Below are 18,433 nucleotides of genomic sequence, written 5' to 3'. Positions count from 1 at the left end.
AAATCAAAATTCAAAGTATATGTATTATGCGCTCAGTTCTTTATATCGTGAAAGCTGTTTCAATAATCTCCGCCTGTTCCTGTGCATGCACTTTCGCATAACCGGTAGCGGTAGATGCACTTGGCTGGCGACTGATCACTCCAAAATTAATGGTAGCCAGGTTCATTTTAAGGAAGGAAGCCGCTCCCATATTCAATGGTTCTTCCTGCACCCAGAACCAGGTTGCTTTATTGTACTTCTGATACAATTCATCCAATTGTTTTTGAGGCAGCGGATATAATTGTTCTACCCGAACCAACGCTACGTCTTTCACTCCTTCCTTTTGCTTTTTGGCAGCCAGATCAAAATACACTTTACCGCTGCAGAACAATACTTTTCGAATAGCACCTGCATTTTCAACTGTTGCATCATCAATTACTTCCCTGAAGGAGCCTGTAGTGAAATCGGCTTTAGTTGAATAGGTATCCGGCAACCGCAGGTTTGCTTTTGGAGAGAAATTGATCATTGGTTTACGGAAAGGCCAGGCAATCTGTCTTCTCAATGCATGGAAGAAGTTGGAAGCAGTAGTAATATTAGTAATCACCATGTTCAACTCTGCACACATCTGCAGGAAGCGTTCCATCCGCGCAGAACTATGCTCTGGTCCCTGTCCTTCGTATCCATGCGGCAATAACAATACTACCCCATTCATGCGGTTCCATTTCTGTTCACCGGCTGCGATGAACTGATCAATCATGGTTTGAGCACCGTTACAGAAATCTCCAAACTGTGCTTCCCAGATAACCAGGCTAAGCGGATTTGCCATCGCATATCCATACTCAAAACCCAATACGCCATATTCACTCAGCAGGGAGTTAAAGATCCGGAATTGTCCATTTGCACCAGGAATTCTACTCAAGCGATTATAGGCCTTATTCGTTTCTTCATCTCTCAATACTGCATGTCGATGGCTGAAAGTTCCCCTTCTCACATCCTGGCCACTCATCCGCACATCATGTCCCTGTAATAACAGGGATGCATAAGCGAGCAATTCACCCGTAGCCCAATCTATTTTTCCTTCTTCCTGGAATAGTTTCACTTTGTCCTGGATGATCTTATCCACTTTCTTAAGTGGCTTAAAATCATCAGGCCATTGCATTAACTGTTCAAATAACAAATCAAATTCCGCACTGCTGATGGCTGTAACAGGTGATGCATGAAAATCTTCATCGGTAGCACGACGTAAACTTCTCCAGGCCTTTTCAGGTAACTGATATTTATAAGGCAGCGGATTTTGTTTCACTTCATCCAGGCGATCCTGCAGATCAGTCCAGAATTTCTTTTCCATTTCCTGGGCCATCTGCCTTGCATCTGTATCTCCATTTTCCAGCAGATGTGAAACATATACTTCACGGGGATTCGGATGTTTATCAATTAAGGCATATAAACCAGGTTGCGTGAATTTCGGATCATCTCCTTCATTGTGGCCATGCTTGCGATAACAAACCATATCAATGAAGATATCCTGGTTGAACTGCTGGCGATAACGGGTCGCAATTTCCACACATTTCACTACAGCTTCCGCATCATCACCATTTACGTGAAGTACCGGTGCCTGCACAGTTGCAGCCAGAGAAGTACAGTAATCCGAACTTCTTGCCTCATCAAAATCAGTAGTAAAACCAATCTGGTTATTAATTACAAAATGGATAGTGCCACCGGTATTATAACCTTCCAGTTTGCTCATCTGCAATACTTCATATACGATTCCTTGTCCGGCTATGGAAGCATCACCATGAATTAAGATCGGAAGAATTTTATCGTACTCACTTCCATATAATACGTCTGCTTTAGCGCGGGCAAATCCTACTACAACCGGATCAACAGCTTCGAGGTGGGAAGGATTGGGTGCCAGTTTAAGGTGCACTGTTTTGCCATCGGGTGTTTGCACATCGGAACTGTATCCCATATGGTATTTAACATCTCCACTACCCATGGTCTGGTCCATCATTGCGGTTCCTTCAAACTCACTGAAAATATGTTCATAGGTTTTACCCATTATATTGGCGAGAATATTCAGACGCCCGCGGTGTGCCATCCCGATTACCACTTCCTGAACCCCTAAAGAACCGGCGGTATTAATAATGGCATCCAGGGCCGCGATGGTAGTTTCCCCTCCTTCCAGTGAAAAGCGTTTCTGCCCGATATATTTGGTATGGAGGAATTTCTCGAAGATCACACCCTGGTTGAGTTTTTCCAGGATTCGTTCTTCCTGCTTTACCGTCAGGGGTTTGTGAAAATCCTTTTCCATTGCATTGGTCAGGAAGTCAACCTTACCCTGGTCGCTGATGTATTTGAATTCAATACCAACTTTAGACGCATAGGATTTTTCGAGATGAGCCAGGATATTCCGCAAGGTAGTTGTACCAAGCCCCACCCGGTTGCCAGCATAAAATTGTTTGTCCAGGTCTGCCTCCGTAAAACCAAAAAAGCCCAGATCCAGGTTGGCACCGCGATCGCGGCGTGTCCGAATTGGGTTGGTTTTGGCAATCAGGTGCCCCTTATTCCGGTACCCCAGGATCATGCGATAAGCCGCAATTTCCTTTTTGATATCCAGATCAGCAGGTAATCCGGGAGTAGTAGTGCCTCCTGTTACCGCCTGTTCCTTTCCATTTACATGGCCCTGTTCTACTGCAAAGTCAAAACCTTCAAAAAACTTCCGAAGCTCGGGGTCAACCGAAGCCGGATCTTTTACAAAATCCTGGTAAAGTGATTCAATAAAGGCTGGAGACGAATTGGTTATATACGAAAAATCCTTCATATGGATAGCCCTGTTTACGCGTAAAAAATGGGTCAGCAAATATCGGGAAAAGAAGTGAAGAAAGGCACTCAAACCGGTAATTTGCAAATCGGTTTAACAAACGTTAAAAGGGATGTTTTTCGGATATCCATCAATTTTTTTAATTTTTATTTTTTAGTATTTAGTTTTCCCATTACCTTTGCCGTCCAAAATTTAGAAGAATGGCTAATCATAAGGCAACCAAAAAAGATGTGCGTCAGGCAGCCAAGCGCCGTGAAAGAAATCGTTACTACGGTAAGACTACCCGTAACGCAATTCGTGATCTGAGAGCCACTACTGAAAAGAAAGCGGTTGATGAAACTATGCCGAACGTAATCTCTATGATTGACAAGCTGGCCAAGCGTGGAATTATTCACAAGAATAAGGCTGCCAACCTGAAGAGCAAGCTCGCCAAGCGTGCCAACGCTGTGGCTTCAGCATAAGCGATTTCAATCCCGATCTATCTGACCTAAATACGGGTCCAGTCACCAGACTGGACCTTTTTTTGTTTATTTTCCCGTCCTAATTCTCTGGAAATGAAAGCTTCCCGCATCTTACTGGTCCTTCTTTTTTATTGCAGTCAAAGCCAGGCACAGCTAGCTCCTACCCCTTATGAACGAACCCAGGGAGCAGAAACTTCCACCTACCCGGAAGTGATTCGCTATTACCAGCAACTGGATAAGCAATCAAGTCGCCTGACCTTGAAAACCATGGGACCTACAGATGCCGGTCATCCCCTGCATCTGGCACTTTATTCCAACGATGGAACAGCTGACCCGGTTCTATGGCACCGCCAGCAAAAAGTGGTATTGTTTATTCTCAATGGTATTCATCCCGGTGAACCAGATGGAATTGATGCCAGCATGCTTTGGCTGCGCGACCTGATCCAGGCTAAAAAGAAAATCCCCAATAATGTGGCCCTGGCTATTGTTCCGGTTTACAATATTGGAGGAGCCCTGAACCGCTCTCCTTATTACCGGGTGGATCAGAATGGTCCGGCTGCCTTTGGCTCCAGGGGCAACTCCCAGAACTACGACCTGAACCGCGATTTTATAAAAAATGACTCCCGGGAAGCCCGCAGCTTTGTTCAGATTTTTCATTATCTCCAGCCGGATGTTTTCATTGATAATCATGTCTCTAATGGCGCGGATTATCAACATATCATGACCCTGATCGCTTCCCAGCACAATAAGCTGGGAGGACCAATGGGCGAGTTTATGAACAAACAGTTTGAACCCGGATTATACAGTCTCATGAAAAAGCGCGGTTATGACCTGATCCCCTATGTAAATGCCTTTAGTGATACACCTGAATCCGGCTGGCCGGAATTTCTGGAGGGCCCCCGTTATTCCAGCGGTTATGCGAGCCTGTGGAACTGCTTTGCGTTTGTTCCCGAAACCCATATGCTCAAACCCTATCCGCAACGGGTGGATGCAACTTATGCCCTGATGGAATCCTTTGTAAGTTTCGTGTCTGAAAATGCTAGCACCATCAAGTCGCTGATCCGCCAAAGTTTTGAACAGCAAAAGCAGGTAGATCAATTTGCTTTGCAGTGGAAATTGAATCGTGACAAATGGAGCGACCTTGTATTCAAAGGATACGAGGCAGGGAGAAAACCAAGTGGCATATCCGGCTTACCCCGCCTCTATTATGATCGCAGCAAACCTTTCGAGAAAACCATCCGCTTCTTTAATCAGTATGAGGTGGCAGAAAAAATATCCAAACCAACAGCCTATATCCTGCCGCAGGGTTGGTGGAAAGTAGCAGAACTTCTGCAGCTCAACCGGGTAACGATGATCCCCCTGGCAAAAGATACCACCATAGAAGTGGAATATTATAAAATTGAGCAGTACTCCCCATCGGCCAGGGCTTTTGAAGGCCATCACCTGAATAGCAATGTGAAGGTTAGCACACACAAGGGAAAAATTCAATTTCGCAAAGGCGACTGGTACATTCCTCTCAACCAACGGGCCAATCGGTTTTTGGTAGAAGTATTAGAGCCACAGGGAATGGACTCCTATTTTACCTGGAATTTTTTCGATCCCATACTCGGACAAAAAGAGGGGTACAGCTCCTATGTATTCGAAGACACAGCAGAAAAATACCTGAAAGAACATCCTGAACTGCAAAAAGCACTCGAAGACAAAAAGGCAACCGATACCAGTTTTGCCAAATCAGCCGGTCAGCAACTGGATTTCATTTTTAAAAATTCTCCCTATTACGAACCTGGTCATAACCGCTATCCCGTGTACCGGTTATTACGCTAAGAAAGATTAGAATATAATGAGGCCTGAACCAGATAACCATCGGCTTGTTACCTTGTGCCTGAACAAGTACTTGCATCCATGAAACAATTACTCTATACCTGGCTGATACTTATCGGGACTGGCACTGCACTGTTATGGTCTGGCGAACAGGATGGAAATGCTGCTTCAAACGGGTATCGTTTCACGGTCAGCTATAAACGAAAATTGCCTCATGGTTTGTACCAGAGCTGGTTTGATTCGGCTCAACTCCGGGACAAAGGCAATTTCGTAATGGGGATTCCGGATGGAGAATGGAAAGGCTGGTACAGTAATGGACAACCGAGATTTATCAGAACCTACAGTGCCACCAAACTGCAACGCGTAAAGCAGGAAATAAAAAAACATCCCAAACATGTGCTGCTGCCATTGGCCCAGCAAGCCCAGAAGGATCGAAATGCGCTCACACAGGCAAGCTCCCCGATTCAATCTTTCTGGCATCTGTATGGAAAACGACATGAAGAGCTGCCTCCCGTACCCATCGACAGCCTGGTGCTGGCAAGTGTGCAGCTGAATGAGCAGGCGGGTGATAATGCTTATATGCCCCCATTCAAGGAATGCCTGCACCATGGGCTGTACATGAATTATTTTCCAAATGGAACACCCAAAGACTCCGGATACTTCAGAAATGGATTACGTGAAGGGCATTGGGAGCACTGGCTGAGCAAAGGTTTATTGCGCGCTTCCGGCTCCTATACACATGGAAAAAGAAGCGGCACCTGGTCTTATTATGATCCCCAGGGCCGCATCCGTTCACTGGCTACCTATGATCGCAATGGCAAATTGGTACACCAACAGTTTTATGATAAATAAGGATTAATCCAGTTTTTTAATATTCCCGCTTCCATGGATATCGGAGCGAATGGAAGGATTTCCTTTGTAACGAACATCGCCACTTCCCTTTACATCCACCTGCAGGCTTTTGCTGGAATTAACACTGGCATTGCCACTTCCCTTAATATCCACATTGGCTTCTTCAGAAAGCAGGTCAACTGCATTTAGGTCTCCACTACCAGTACATTCCAGGGTCACTTTCCTGGTTTCTCCTTTCAGGGTAACATTTCCGCTACCATAAATGGAGGCAGTTACTTCAGGTGCTGTGATTTCCATTTTGATATCCCCACTGCCTTTGGTTCCCACTTCAATAGGCTCATCATTTTTCACCATAGAATTAGAAACAATGTTACCTGAACCATAGGAGTACACTTTCTTATAGGAAGGTGCAGTTACTTTAATCCGGACATCCCGGGTAGGACGCAAATCAAACCCATCTTCAGTCTGAATCTTCAGCGTAGAGCCATCTATATAGGTTTCAATTTTCGAGATGATATTCTCCTCACCTTCCAGCATCACAGCATGTTGATCACCTACCAGCAATTCCACATCAAAAGATCCTTTTTGCTCAACTGCTGTGAAGGTACCAGGCGTACGATTGGAACTGGTACTATTTCCATCTCCCCTTACTTTTTTTCCGGTATTAAACATGCAGGCGGAGAATCCGAGGCTGAAAATCAAAGCAGCCATTAAAATTTTTTTCATGTGAGGTTGTTTAGTCAAAAAAACAAAATATTTACTGTCTTAGACGCCCATTCCTGTAAAAAGTTACCGGAATCTGAAGGGCTGGAAAAAGATTGTAACTTCGCGCCACCATGACTGAAAAAATTCTCATCCTCGATTTTGGCTCTCAATATACTCAGTTGATTGCCAGGGCTGTACGGGAGGCCAATGTATATTGTGAAATCATTCCCTATCACAAAGCCTTCGAATATGAACCAGGTTTAAAAGGGATTATCCTTTCAGGATCTCCTTTTTCTGTAAATGATGAAAACGCCCCGGATGTGGATATTCAGTCCATGATTTCCCGCCTTCCTGTTTTGGGTGTATGTTATGGTGCCCAGCTGACAGCCAAAAAATTTGGAGGCAGGGTAGAAAAAAGCAGCAAGCGCGAATATGGTCGGGCCATCCTTCAAATCCTGAAAGAAGACCGGATTTTCGAAGGCATGTCCAAACAGAGCCAGGTATGGATGAGTCACGCAGACAGCGTGAAAGAAATCCCTGCCGGATTTGAACTGCTGGCTGATACGCAATCCATCCCCATTGCAGCATTTCGCAAAATAGACGATAAAGAAATTTTATACGCCGTACAATTCCATCCCGAAGTGTACCACAGCATTGAAGGGAAAAAACTGATCCGCAACTTCCTGGTGGAAGTATGTGGTTGCTCGCAGGATTGGACACCAGCCCATTTTATCTCTGATACAGTTGCTGCCCTGCAAAAGCAAATAGGTGATCGTAAAGTGATCATGGCACTCAGTGGTGGGGTGGATAGTACCGTGGCTGCAACTCTTATTTCAAAAGCTATTGGCGACCGGCTCTACGGTATTTTTGTGGACAACGGAGTACTCAGAAAAGGAGAATTTGAGCAGGTATTAAAAACCTATAAAGACAATTTGCACCTCAATGTAAAAGGGGTGGATGCTAAAGATCGCTTCTACTCAGAACTGGCCGGCAAAACCGACCCGGAAGCCAAAAGAAAAGTCATCGGAAAATTATTCATTGATGTTTTCCAGGAAGAAGCCAAAAAAGTAGAAGGCATTGAATTGTTGGGACAGGGAACGATTTATCCGGATGTGATTGAAAGTGTTTCCGTGCACGGTCCTTCTGTAACAATCAAATCTCATCACAATGTGGGTGGATTGCCGGAGCAGATGCACCTGGAGCTGGTAGAACCGCTGCGCTATCTTTTCAAGGATGAAGTTAGAAAAGTAGGCCGTGAGCTGGGAATTCCGGACGAATTAATTGATCGTCATCCTTTCCCGGGCCCCGGACTGGCTATACGTATCCTCGGTGAAATAACAGAAGAAAAAGTTAAACTGCTGCAGGAAGCTGATCACCGATACATCTCCGGACTCAAAGAACACAACTTATATAAATCAGTATGGCAGGCAGGCGCCATCCTGCTGCCGGTAAAGAGTGTAGGAGTTATGGGCGATGAAAGAACCTATGAATATACCGTTGCGCTCAGAGCAGTAACTTCCGTAGATGGAATGACTGCCGACTGGGCTCATCTGCCCTATGATTTTCTGGCACATATTTCGAGTGATATAATCAACAACGTTCGGGGTATCAACCGGGTGGTATACGATATAAGCAGTAAACCACCAGCTACCATCGAATGGGAATAAGTAACTAAACCCAAGGCACATGCGCAACTACAGCAGGCTCTTTTTTCTTACGGTTGTTTTGATAAGTTCATTGATTGTCCCGGTATTAGCCCAGGACAGTGCACTGGTAACGCTGCCACAACAACTAACTAAAAAAAAGCAGGTAGTAACTTTCCTGCTACCGCTGTACCTCGATTCCGCTTTTGATGCAGGAGGGCAATATCGCTTTGGGAAACAGTTTCCTCGTTATTTTTTACCCGGACTTGAATTCTACGAAGGAGTTCAGCTCGCCATTGATTCCCTTAATAAGGAAAAAGTGGAGCTGGATGTGAACGTGATTGATACCCGTTCGAACAGAAACCTGCAGACCTTAATGCAGGATCCGGCAGTTCAGAATGCCAATCTGCTGGTTGGACATATCGGCAATAATGAAGTAAGGCCCTGGGCTGATTTTGCGAATAAAAAGCAGGTGCCATTTGTGAATGTAAACCTGCCCAATGATGCAGGCATCACGAACAATCCTTACATGGTAATTCTGAACAGTACACTTGCTACCCATGCGCAGGGTATTTATGAATACCTCGAGAAAAAAAGAAACCAGGCCTCCATCATTGTATTCACCCGAAACGGTGCACAAGAAACCCGCTTAAAAGGATACCTGAATGATGTGGAGAAATCCAAACCAGGCGCCCAGTTAAAACTGAAATACGTAACACTTCCAACAGATTTTGAAGCAGCTAATTTGCTTCCCTACCTGGATAGTACCAAAAGTACACTGGCAGTAGCCGGTAGCCTGGATGTGCAGTTTGCCCGCAAACTCGCTGGCCATTTAGCAGAACTCAATAAGACCTACCCTGTTCAGATTATGGGCATGCCCACCTGGGATGGTATCCGGGATTTTGAAAGCGATGAATACAAAGACCTCGAAATCTTTTATACTATTCCGTTCAATCCTGTTCGGACGGATTCTTTGAGTGTCTCCATCACCAATTATTTCCGCGACAAATTATTTGCACGTCCCAGTGATATGGTATTCAGAGGATATGAGGTGATGTATCGCTTTGGAAAAATGGTAGCTGACCAGGGACCTAATCTTGCACTGGGACTCGGAGAAAAAAAATACCAGGTATTCACTGATTTTGATATCCAGCCTGTATTACTCAATAAGCAGGAACAACAACTGGATTATTTCGAAAACAAAAAAATGTATGTGGTCAAACTCCTGAATGGTACGATCACCACTGTGAATTAAGGCAGGCCTGGCTTTTGCATAAACCTTCCCGGTGAAGGATTGTTAATAGGTTATGAAGCAAGTCAAAAAAGCCAATCTGCCACAGAAGATTTGCGTTACCTGTAATCGTCCCTTTTCCTGGAGAAAAAAATGGGCCGCGGTTTGGGAAGAAGTCAAGTATTGCAGTGAACGCTGCCGCCGCTCCCGCAATTCATAATTCACAATTCATAATTCATACTTCCATTGCTAAGCTTTACTCCATCAGGTATCTATTGCTCCCAAGGTGGATTTTATATCGATCCCTGGAAACCTGTGGAGAAGGCTGTAATCACACATGCCCATAGTGATCACGCGCGCTGGGGAAGTAAACAATATCTCTGTCACCCGGATACTGCACCTCTCCTGCAATTGAGACTGGGTCCGGTTGAAGTACAATCACAGGACTGGGGAGAGCAGTTAGATATCAATGGTGTTAGGGTAAGTCTGCATCCAGCCGGACATATCATCGGCTCCTCCCAGGTTCGGGTAGAATACAAAGGAGAAGTTTGGGTAGTAAGTGGAGATTATAAAGTAGTGTCAGATGGCATCAGTGGTGATTTCGAACCGGTAGCCTGTCATCATTTTATAACCGAATCTACATTTGGATTGCCCATCTACCAATGGGAAGACCAGGAAATTATATACCAGCAAATCAGGCAATGGGTGTTGGATAACCAGACAGCAGGATATAGTTCTGTATTACTTGCCTATAGCCTGGGAAAAGCACAACGCTTGATCAGTTGCCTGGCTCCCTTGCAACAACCCATTTATGCTCATGGTGCCATTGCTAATGTGCAGGAAAAATTGATAGACTCCGGATGGAAATTAACACCGGTAGTAAGGGTACCGGTGGAGCCTAACCGAAATCAACTGAAGGGATCAATAGTAGTAGCACCACCCAGTGCAGATGGCAGTAGTTGGCTGAAGAAATTCGGTCCGGTTAAAGTAGCTGTTTGCAGTGGCTGGATGCAGGTTAGAGGCAATGCCCGCAGAAGAAATGTGGATGCCGGATTCGTGTTAAGTGATCATGCCGACTGGAATGGATTGATAACTGCTGTCAAAGCAACCGGGGCTTCCTCTGTATATGTAACCCATGGATTCCAGGCAGCTTTTTCGCGGTATTTAACAGAGCAGGGAATCGAAGCCAAAGAAATTCAAACAGCTTATGGAACCGAAGAACAGGAATAGCAATACTGGCATGCGCCTGTTTGCCGAACTGGTGAAGCAACTAGGTTCCAGTACCAAAACCAATGATAAGCTGGCAGCCCTGCTAAGTTATTTTGAAACTGCACCGGAAGCTGATACCATTTGGGTGATCGCACTCTTTACCGGAAGGCGGCCTAAAAGAACAGTCAGCAGTACCTATCTGAGAGAATGGTGCATTGAACAAACCGGTTTATCTGCCTGGCTGTTTGAAGAATCCTATCATACCGTAGGGGATCTCGCTGAAACCATTGCATTATTATTGCCACCACCGACCAATGAATCCAGTCATTCCCTCCAGACCTACCTGGAGGCATTGCAAGCGCTCAGCGACCAGGAAGTAGAAGCAAAAAAATCATTTGTACTGCATGCCTGGGATGAGCTGAATCGCGAAGAACGATTTGTGTTCAATAAGCTAATAACCGGAGGATTTCGAATTGGGGTATCACAACAATTATTGGTGCAGGCACTTGCCAAACTGGTTAATCTGGAACAAAGCCAGATAGCCTATCTGATTAGCGGTCAGTGGGATCCGCGCCAGACGAGTTTACAACAATTGCTGTCCAGCAGTTATGCAGCCACCGATTTCTCCAAGCCCTATCCTTTTTATTTGTGTTATCCGGTAGAAGGGGAATTGGAAGCGCTAGGGAATCCGGCCGAATGGCAGGCAGAGTGGAAATGGGATGGTATACGCGGACAATTAATCAAGCGCAACGGCGAGCTCTTTGTCTGGAGCCGGGGAGAAGAATTGATAACTGAGAAGTTTCCGGAGTATCAGGGTTTACTGAATACCTTACCAGATGGGTTGGTTTTGGATGGTGAAATCCTGCCCTTTATGGAGGGGAAACCGATGCCCTTTGCACTCTTACAAACCCGGATTGGCCGAAAAAATATTACCAAAAAACAACTGGAAGCTGCACCCATTCATTTTTTCGCCTATGATTTATTGGAATGGGAAGGAACCGACTGGCGGGATCAGCCCCTGCAACAAAGAAGAACTAAATTAGAAGCGCTGGTAGCACAGGTTCAGCACCCGAAGCTGCTACTCTCTCCCAGTGTAAACTTTGATACCTGGGAAGAGCTTGCGGAACTCAGGAGCCGATCCAGAGAATTTGTAGCAGAAGGCATTATGCTGAAGAAAAAAGACTCGGTATACCAGGTAGGCAGGAAGCGGGGCGACTGGTGGAAATGGAAAACAGATCCCATGACCATTGATGCCGTTCTGATTTATGCGCAAAAAGGCCATGGGCGCAGAAGCAACCTCTATACCGATTACACTTTTGCAGTTCGAAAGGATGATAAACTGCTGGCATTCACCAAAGCGTATTCAGGACTCACGGATAAGGAACTGCTGGAAGTGGATGCATTTGTGAAACGCAATGCACTGGAGAAATTTGGTCCCGTTCGAACTGTGCCAGCCGAACTGGTTTTTGAGATCGCTTTTGAAGGAATTGCAGCTTCTTCCCGGCATAAAAGTGGAGTGGCACTTCGTTTCCCCCGAATCCTGCGCTGGAGAAAAGATAAAACCGTGCAGGATATCAACACGCTGGAGGATCTGCAGCAATTATTGCAACAATTTGGCAATGAAAAAGCAGATTAGAACCGTGGGAACAAGAAATTTGTTAGATTAAGATCAATACAGTGTTATGCTTACCCGAATCTTTTTATTACTGGTGCTCTTAGCCGGCAGTGGCGTGGTGTTGCTAACCAGCCATACAACCGCGCTGAATCCGGATAAACCGGTGCCAATTCCTCCTTCCAAACAACGAAGCGGTGATGCTGCCAAAGGATTTGACTACCTGACCACCGGAGATTATGTCAAGGGAGGAATTCCCTATGATTTTTTCTTGATGGGCAAAGGCAAGGAGCAGCAGAATTTTCTGAAAAGAACCGGACTCAATGCAACTGTACCGCATGATTACACCGTGGTAAAAGCAGTGAATGGAGAAAACCTGGTGGCTCCCAACTGTATGCAATGCCATGCGCAGGTATTCAATGATTCTTTGATTGTAGGTATGGGCAATACCCTGATTGATTTTTCCATGGGACAACAACTGAATCCTGCTGCCATCAAGATGATGGGCACCTTGATGAAAGCTAACGCTCCCGCAAAATACGAAGCAAGCAAACATTTCCTGCAGGTAGCAGGCACCATTGGCCCCTATTTGACAACAGCTGTACGAGGAGTGAATGCTGCAGACCGGCTGGCAGCAGTATTGGTGGCGCATCGCGATCCCAATACACTGAAATGGTCCGACTCTGCTTATATGGAGATTCCGAAAGAAGTAATTCCCAGTGATGTACCTGCCTGGTGGTTGCTCCGGAAAAAGAATGCCATGTTCTACAATGGATTCGGTCGCGGTGATTTTGGAAGATTTCTAATGGCCTCCAACCTGCTAACCGTAACCGATTCTTCTGAAGCAGCGGAAGTGGATAAACGCATCAGTGATGTACTCGCCTATATCAACAACCTGCGACCACCTGTTTATCCTGGCAAAGTGGATAAGGCATTGGCAGAAAAAGGGCGCATTCTCTTTATTGATAACTGTTCCAAATGCCACGGAAAATATGGTAACGAAGAAGAATATCCGAACTTATTGATTCCCGCTTCGATTATTAAAACCGATTCGGCCTTGTACCAAAGCAACTATCAGAATCCGCAGTTTGTAAATTGGTTCAATAAAAGTTGGTTTTCTCAAGGGGATCATCCGGCAAGCCTGGTGCCTTTTAATGGATACATTGCACCACCGCTGGATGGAATCTGGAGCACTGCCCCTTATTTGCACAATGGTTCCGTACCAACCCTGGAAGCCGTATTGAATAGTAAAATCCGGCCTACCTACTGGCAACGCAATTTTGACAAGCCCCGCTATGATATCGAGAGCATGAGTTGGGAGTACAAGGTAGTTGATAAACCGGGAGGCAGCCAGATTTATAACACCACGCTCAAAGGGTATGGTAACTATGGCCATTATTTTGGCGATAAACTAACAGACACAGAACGCAAGGCGTTGCTGGAGTATCTCAAAACCATCTAAGTATTGAAGCTCCGGCAAACGATAGGATACCAGGTCATACGGGATTGGTTAGCCGAAAACAACAGAACTCCGTTTGCCTACCAGGAAGAAGCATGGCAGTTGATATTGTCAGGTTCCTCCGGACTGGTAAATGCTCCCACCGGATATGGAAAAACATTTTCGGTTTTCTTAGGTGCCCTTATTCAATACATCAATGAACATCCGGATACCTTTAGAAGCAAACGACCACAGGCGCTGCAACTCTTATGGATCTCTCCTCTGAGAGCACTCGCCAAAGATATCGGTCGCGCTATGGAGGAAGCATTACTAGCTTTAGGCATTCCCTGGACCGTGGGTATACGAAATGGGGATACTCCAACCAGTGAACGACAGAAACAAAAAAGAAAATCACCGGAAATACTGATCATCACACCGGAGAGCCTGCACCTGGTGCTGGCACAGAAAGGCTATCCGGATTTTTTCAACTCACTCCGGCTCGTTGCTGTAGATGAATGGCATGAACTGATTGGCAGCAAGCGGGGGGTGCTGGTGGAACTGGCCATGTGCAGAATAGCGGCACTAAGAAAAGAGCAAGAACCTGAGCTAAGTTTTTCCATTATTGGTATATCCGCCACCATCGGTAACCTGGAACAGGCAATGGAGGTATTGTTATCGCCGCTGCAGGAGGAAGGAAGGATAGTACGGGCGACCCTTCCTAAACAAACAGAACTTATTTCCATCCTGCCGGATGAAATTGAAAAATATCCATGGGCCGGTCACCTGGGATTAAAGCTGGTAGAAAAAATTATTCCCATCATTGAAGCGAGCACCACTACCCTGCTCTTTATCAATACCAGGGGAATGAGTGAACGCTGGTACCAGACCATTCTGGATGTGGCACCACACCTGGCGGGTGCCATCGCCTTACACCATGGAAGTATTGAGCAGGAATTGCGGATCTGGGTGGAAGACGCATTACATGCGGGTACATTGAAATGTGTGGTCTGTACAGCGAGCCTGGATTTGGGTGTTGATTTTCGGCCAGTCGAGACTGTTATACAGGTTGGCTCGCCAAAAGGAGTCGCGCGCTTTTTACAAAGAGCCGGAAGAAGCGGTCACCAGCCGGGGGCGGTAAGCAGAATTTATTTCCTTCCCACCCATTCACTGGAACTGGTAGAAGCTGCCGCATTGAAAGCCGCCATGGACAAGCAACTGATTGAATCCAGGGAACCCTTCCTGTTATGTTATGATGTGCTGATTCAATACCTCAGCACACTGGCTATATCGGAAGGATTTACTTCAGAACAGGCATATCATGAAGTGAAATCTACCTTCTGTTTCAGGGAGATGACAAAAGCGGAATGGCAGCAGGTATTGCAGTTTTTGGTGCATGGCGGACAGGCCTTACAGCAGTACGATGAATATAAAAAAGTAGAATTGATCGATGGGCTGTATCGCATTACAAGCAGAAGAGTAGCCATGCGGCATCGCATGCATATTGGGACTATTGTAAGTGATGCCATGCTGAAGGTCAAATTTGTATCGGGTGGATATATTGGTGTGATTGAAGAATGGTTTATCTCCAAACTGGAACCGGGAGAAGTCTTTACCCTGGCGGGAAGAAACCTGGAGCTGGTAATGATCAAAGACATGACCGTATTAGTACGAAAATCAACCAGTAAAAAATCAATTGTACCAAGCTGGATGGGTGGGCGTATGCCCTTGTCTGCCAACCTGGGACAGCTCTTACGGCAAACCTTAAACGAAGCCGGAAAAGCGGGACCGGATAATATCGAAATGTATGCACTGGCTCCCTTATTTGAATTGCAGAATCAACTCAGCCAGGTACCGGAAGAAAATGAATTGCTGATTGAACAGATAGAAACCAAAGATGGATTTCATTTGTACGTCTATCCCTTTGAAGGCCGGCTGGTACATGAAGCGATGGCAGCCATCCTGGCATACCGCATCAGTAAAATCCAGCCCATCAGCTTTTCCTTTGCGATGAATGATTATGGATTTGAATTACTGAGTGACCAGCCCATACCGGTGGATGATACCAACGTGTATGAGCTCTTCAGTACGGAAAATCTGTTTGCCGATATCCAGCGAAGTGTGAACAGTACGGAGATGGCTAAACGAAAATTCAGGGATATCGCGGTGATCGGTGGCTTATTGTTCCAGGGTTATCCGGGTGAACATAAAAAAGCGAGACACTTACAGGCAAGTGCCTCGCTCTTATTTAAAGTATTCCAGGAATACGAGCCGGATAATCTCTTAATGCGGCAGGCCTACCAGGAAGTATTTGATCAGCAGATGGAAGAAACCCGCTTACGCAATATGCTCGAACGCATTCAGCAAAGCCGGATCATTTTGCGGTTTCCGGAGAAACTCACTCCTTTCTGTTTCCCGATTAAAGTAGACAGTAAGCGGGAACAGTTATCCTCCGAAACCCTGGAAGACCGGGTGCGTAAAATGCAGTTGCAATTGCTGAAATAATTATTTTAAATGTTTGAGCTGGGTTGCGTATAAAATGATCATGAGCAGTGGTACACCCAGGTTCGAGATATAACTGCTACCTCCAATAAATAGATTGGAAAATCCAAGTATGATGGTGAGTGCAATGATGGGTAATATCTCACCGATTACATACATAAAAAATCCATCCTTTTTAAATTTTCTCATTTGGATAGCACCATAAATACAAAGCGCCGCACTGGCAATTGTGATAATCCAAATAAGCGTAGCATTGGACTCCATCAAATCAAATACACGTACACTTTTTTCAAGATCCGCCACTTCTTTTTCACTCATCTTTTCTAACGCATCCGGGTTTTCTAATGCTTGTTTTGCGAATTTCATTCCAAACTTGGAAAGTGGGATAGAAAAAAGCTGAATTGCCGAGCCAATAAATGTCAGAATGGTCAGTACATTCAACATGGTGGGCAGCTTTTTCTGCTCTTGTTCGAATGGATTCAGGACGTTCATAATGAGGTGATTTGATTTAGGAATTCTTAAAAATAAAGCATTTAGCTTTGCCCTCCGATGAAAGCGCCGCATTCTTTTACCCTTTTCGGTCAGCAACTCTGGCTCACCCCCATGAAAGCGATTTATTGGGAGGATCAATCTGCCCTGATCCTCTCGGATCTGCATTTCGGCAAAACCGGCCATTTCAGAAAGTCCGGCATCGGAGTACCACAGGAAGTATTCAAACAGGATCTGCAGCGCCTCTTTCACCTGGTTCAGTATTATAAACCGAAAGAACTCATTATTGTAGGTGATTTCTTTCACAGCAGTTATAACCTGGAATCGGACTGGTTTGCACGCTGGAGAAAGGATCATGCTGATCTGGCCATTACCCTGGTAAGAGGCAATCACGATATTTTACAGGCATCCTGGTATGAGGAACAGGCCATTCATGTGCAGCAGGGAATGTATGCCAGGGGCCCTTTCCGATTTGTTCATGACCCGGAAGAATTACCGGAAGCAGAAAACGATACCTATACTTTTTCAGGTCACCTGCATCCGGGTGTGCTGTTAAGTGGTTCTGGTAAACAATCGCTTCGCCTTCCCTGTTTCTATTTCGGCAAAGCAAAAGCGATCCTGCCGGCATTCAGTGGATTTTCCGGGTTGGCATTGGTTTCTCCTGAAGCAGGGGCATCGGTATTTGCTATAGCCGGACAGGAAATCATCCCCATACAATGAAGGCCAGCAATCGATTTATAGCATTTGATCCGATCTATGCCCACCCCTTACCACCCGGACATAGGTTCCCCATGTTGAAATATGAACTGATACCTGAGCAGTTACTCTATGAAGGAATAATCACTGAAGAAGCACTGGTGTCTCCTGCCAGCTGCCCCACGGAATTGGTACTGAAAACTCATGATGCCGATTATGTGCAGAAGCTCCTGGAACAGACACTCTCAGCCAAAGAGCAGCGTCATATTGGATTTCCTCAATCGGAGGCCCTGACCAAGCGGGAATTCATCATCACCCAGGGCACGATTGATTGTGCCAGGCATGCCCTCCAGCATGGAGTAGCGCTGAATGTAGCGGGGGGAACCCATCATGCATTTGCCGACAGAGGCGAAGGCTTTTGCCTGTTGAACGATGTGGCTGTAGCAGCCAATGTATTGCTGGAAGAAGGAACAATTAAACAGGCAATTGTTATTGACCTGGATGTGCACCAGGGCAATGGAACTGCCAAACTATTTGAGCACAATCCGAAGGTATTCACCTTCAGCATGCATGGCCGGCATAATTATCCCTTTCACAAAGAGCAATCAGACCTGGATGTTCCGCTGGAAGATGGAACCACCACCGACGCCTACCTGGAGTTATTAGCAAAGCACCTGCCCCTATTGCTGGAAAAAGCGCAACCAGATTTTGCCTTTTTCATTTCAGGAGTGGACATCCTGGAAACCGACAAGTTTGGTAAACTGAAAGTAAGCAAAGCAGGTTGCCGCGAAAGAGACCGAATGGTATTCAGTACGCTCAAAAAAGCAGGTATACCCTGTGCCGTTTCCATGGGTGGGGGTTATTCTCCGGATATCCGGGATATAGTAGAAGCGCATTGCAATACCTTCAAAGAAGCTTTTAGTATTTACTGAAAAAAGAAAGCCCCGTAAAAACGGGGCCTTACTAACCCATAGTAC

General features: G+C 45.6%; 15 protein-coding genes. 12 read left to right on the top strand and 3 right to left on the bottom strand.

The features are described from left to right. Window positions 1-40: 40 nt before the first annotated feature. Window positions 41-2,800 carry a 2-oxoglutarate dehydrogenase E1 component gene (locus tag MD536_RS00295; protein ID WP_239594696.1) on the bottom strand — a complete coding sequence of 920 codons (2,760 nt, stop codon included), beginning with the start codon at window positions 2,798-2,800 and terminating at the stop codon, window positions 41-43. A 200-nt stretch (window positions 2,801-3,000) separates the two neighbouring features. On the opposite strand from MD536_RS00295, the gene rpsT reads away from it, so the two are divergent. The 3 genes from rpsT to MD536_RS00280 all read left to right on the top strand — a co-directional run bounded on the left by rpsT (window position 3,001) and on the right by MD536_RS00280 (window position 5,934). Beyond that, window positions 3,001-3,261 (top strand): 30S ribosomal protein S20, encoded by a 261-nt coding sequence (rpsT, locus tag MD536_RS00290; RefSeq protein WP_239594695.1) that lies wholly within the window; start codon window positions 3,001-3,003, stop codon window positions 3,259-3,261. Between the two features lie 93 nt (window positions 3,262-3,354). Beyond that, on the top strand, window positions 3,355-5,085 hold the full coding sequence (locus MD536_RS00285) for a M14 family metallopeptidase (protein WP_239594694.1): 1,731 nt from the start codon (window positions 3,355-3,357) through the stop codon (window positions 5,083-5,085). 78 nt (window positions 5,086-5,163) lie between these two features. Beyond that, window positions 5,164-5,934, top strand: coding sequence for a toxin-antitoxin system YwqK family antitoxin (locus MD536_RS00280; RefSeq protein WP_239594693.1), 771 nt, complete (start codon window positions 5,164-5,166; stop codon window positions 5,932-5,934). Window positions 5,935-5,937: 3 nt separating this feature from the next. Here the strand turns inward: MD536_RS00280 and MD536_RS00275 are convergent, their stop codons facing one another. Then, the gene (locus MD536_RS00275; RefSeq protein ID WP_239594692.1) at window positions 5,938-6,660 is read right to left on the bottom strand and encodes a head GIN domain-containing protein; all 723 of its coding nucleotides are present in this window, start codon (window positions 6,658-6,660) and stop codon (window positions 5,938-5,940) included. Between the two features lie 110 nt (window positions 6,661-6,770). Here MD536_RS00275 and guaA point away from each other — a divergent pair, with 110 nt between their 5' ends. From guaA to MD536_RS00245, 7 genes are read left to right on the top strand one after another with little or no spacing between them, the layout of a single operon-like run. Next, the gene (gene guaA / locus MD536_RS00270; protein ID WP_239594691.1) at window positions 6,771-8,306 is read left to right on the top strand and encodes a glutamine-hydrolyzing GMP synthase; all 1,536 of its coding nucleotides are present in this window, start codon (window positions 6,771-6,773) and stop codon (window positions 8,304-8,306) included. A 19-nt stretch (window positions 8,307-8,325) separates the two neighbouring features. Further along, complete coding sequence (locus MD536_RS00265) at window positions 8,326-9,537, top strand: ABC transporter substrate-binding protein (protein ID WP_239594690.1); 1,212 nt, start codon at window positions 8,326-8,328, stop codon at window positions 9,535-9,537. Window positions 9,538-9,589: 52 nt separating this feature from the next. Continuing rightward, entirely contained in the window at window positions 9,590-9,733 is a 144-nt protein-coding gene (locus tag MD536_RS22125) for a DUF2256 domain-containing protein (RefSeq protein WP_369075794.1), read from the top strand. A 26-nt stretch (window positions 9,734-9,759) separates the two neighbouring features. Then, window positions 9,760-10,743 carry a ligase-associated DNA damage response exonuclease gene (locus MD536_RS00260; protein WP_239594689.1) on the top strand — a complete coding sequence of 328 codons (984 nt, stop codon included), beginning with the start codon at window positions 9,760-9,762 and terminating at the stop codon, window positions 10,741-10,743. After that, window positions 10,721-12,358, top strand: coding sequence for an ATP-dependent DNA ligase (locus tag MD536_RS00255; RefSeq protein WP_239594688.1), 1,638 nt, complete (start codon window positions 10,721-10,723; stop codon window positions 12,356-12,358). Before MD536_RS00260 ends, MD536_RS00255 begins: the two co-directional genes overlap by 23 nt. Window positions 12,359-12,404: 46 nt before the next feature. After that, window positions 12,405-13,796, top strand: a complete 1,392-nt coding sequence (locus MD536_RS00250; protein WP_239594687.1) for a c-type cytochrome — start codon at window positions 12,405-12,407, stop codon at window positions 13,794-13,796. A 3-nt stretch (window positions 13,797-13,799) separates the two neighbouring features. Then, on the top strand, window positions 13,800-16,274 hold the full coding sequence (locus MD536_RS00245; protein ID WP_239594686.1) for a ligase-associated DNA damage response DEXH box helicase: 2,475 nt from the start codon (window positions 13,800-13,802) through the stop codon (window positions 16,272-16,274). On the opposite strand, the gene MD536_RS00240 is transcribed toward MD536_RS00245, so the two are convergent. Next, window positions 16,275-16,763: an otopetrin domain-containing protein gene (locus tag MD536_RS00240; protein WP_239594685.1), complete on the bottom strand. Its 489-nt coding sequence runs from the start codon at window positions 16,761-16,763 to the stop codon at window positions 16,275-16,277. A 57-nt stretch (window positions 16,764-16,820) separates the two neighbouring features. On the opposite strand from MD536_RS00240, the gene pdeM reads away from it, so the two are divergent. Then, window positions 16,821-17,480, top strand: coding sequence for a ligase-associated DNA damage response endonuclease PdeM (pdeM, locus tag MD536_RS00235; RefSeq protein WP_239594684.1), 660 nt, complete (start codon window positions 16,821-16,823; stop codon window positions 17,478-17,480). Next, window positions 17,477-18,388 carry a histone deacetylase family protein gene (locus tag MD536_RS00230; RefSeq protein ID WP_239594683.1) on the top strand — a complete coding sequence of 304 codons (912 nt, stop codon included), beginning with the start codon at window positions 17,477-17,479 and terminating at the stop codon, window positions 18,386-18,388. The genes pdeM and MD536_RS00230 overlap by 4 nt, the downstream gene beginning before the upstream one ends. Window positions 18,389-18,433: the final 45 nt, after the last annotated feature.

Source organism: Flavihumibacter cheonanensis (assembly GCF_022352215.1).
GTDB classification, from domain to species: domain Bacteria; phylum Bacteroidota; class Bacteroidia; order Chitinophagales; family Chitinophagaceae; genus Flavihumibacter; species Flavihumibacter cheonanensis.
Note: the sequence above shows the minus strand (reverse complement) of the source record. Positions and strands in the feature narration are given on the sequence as shown.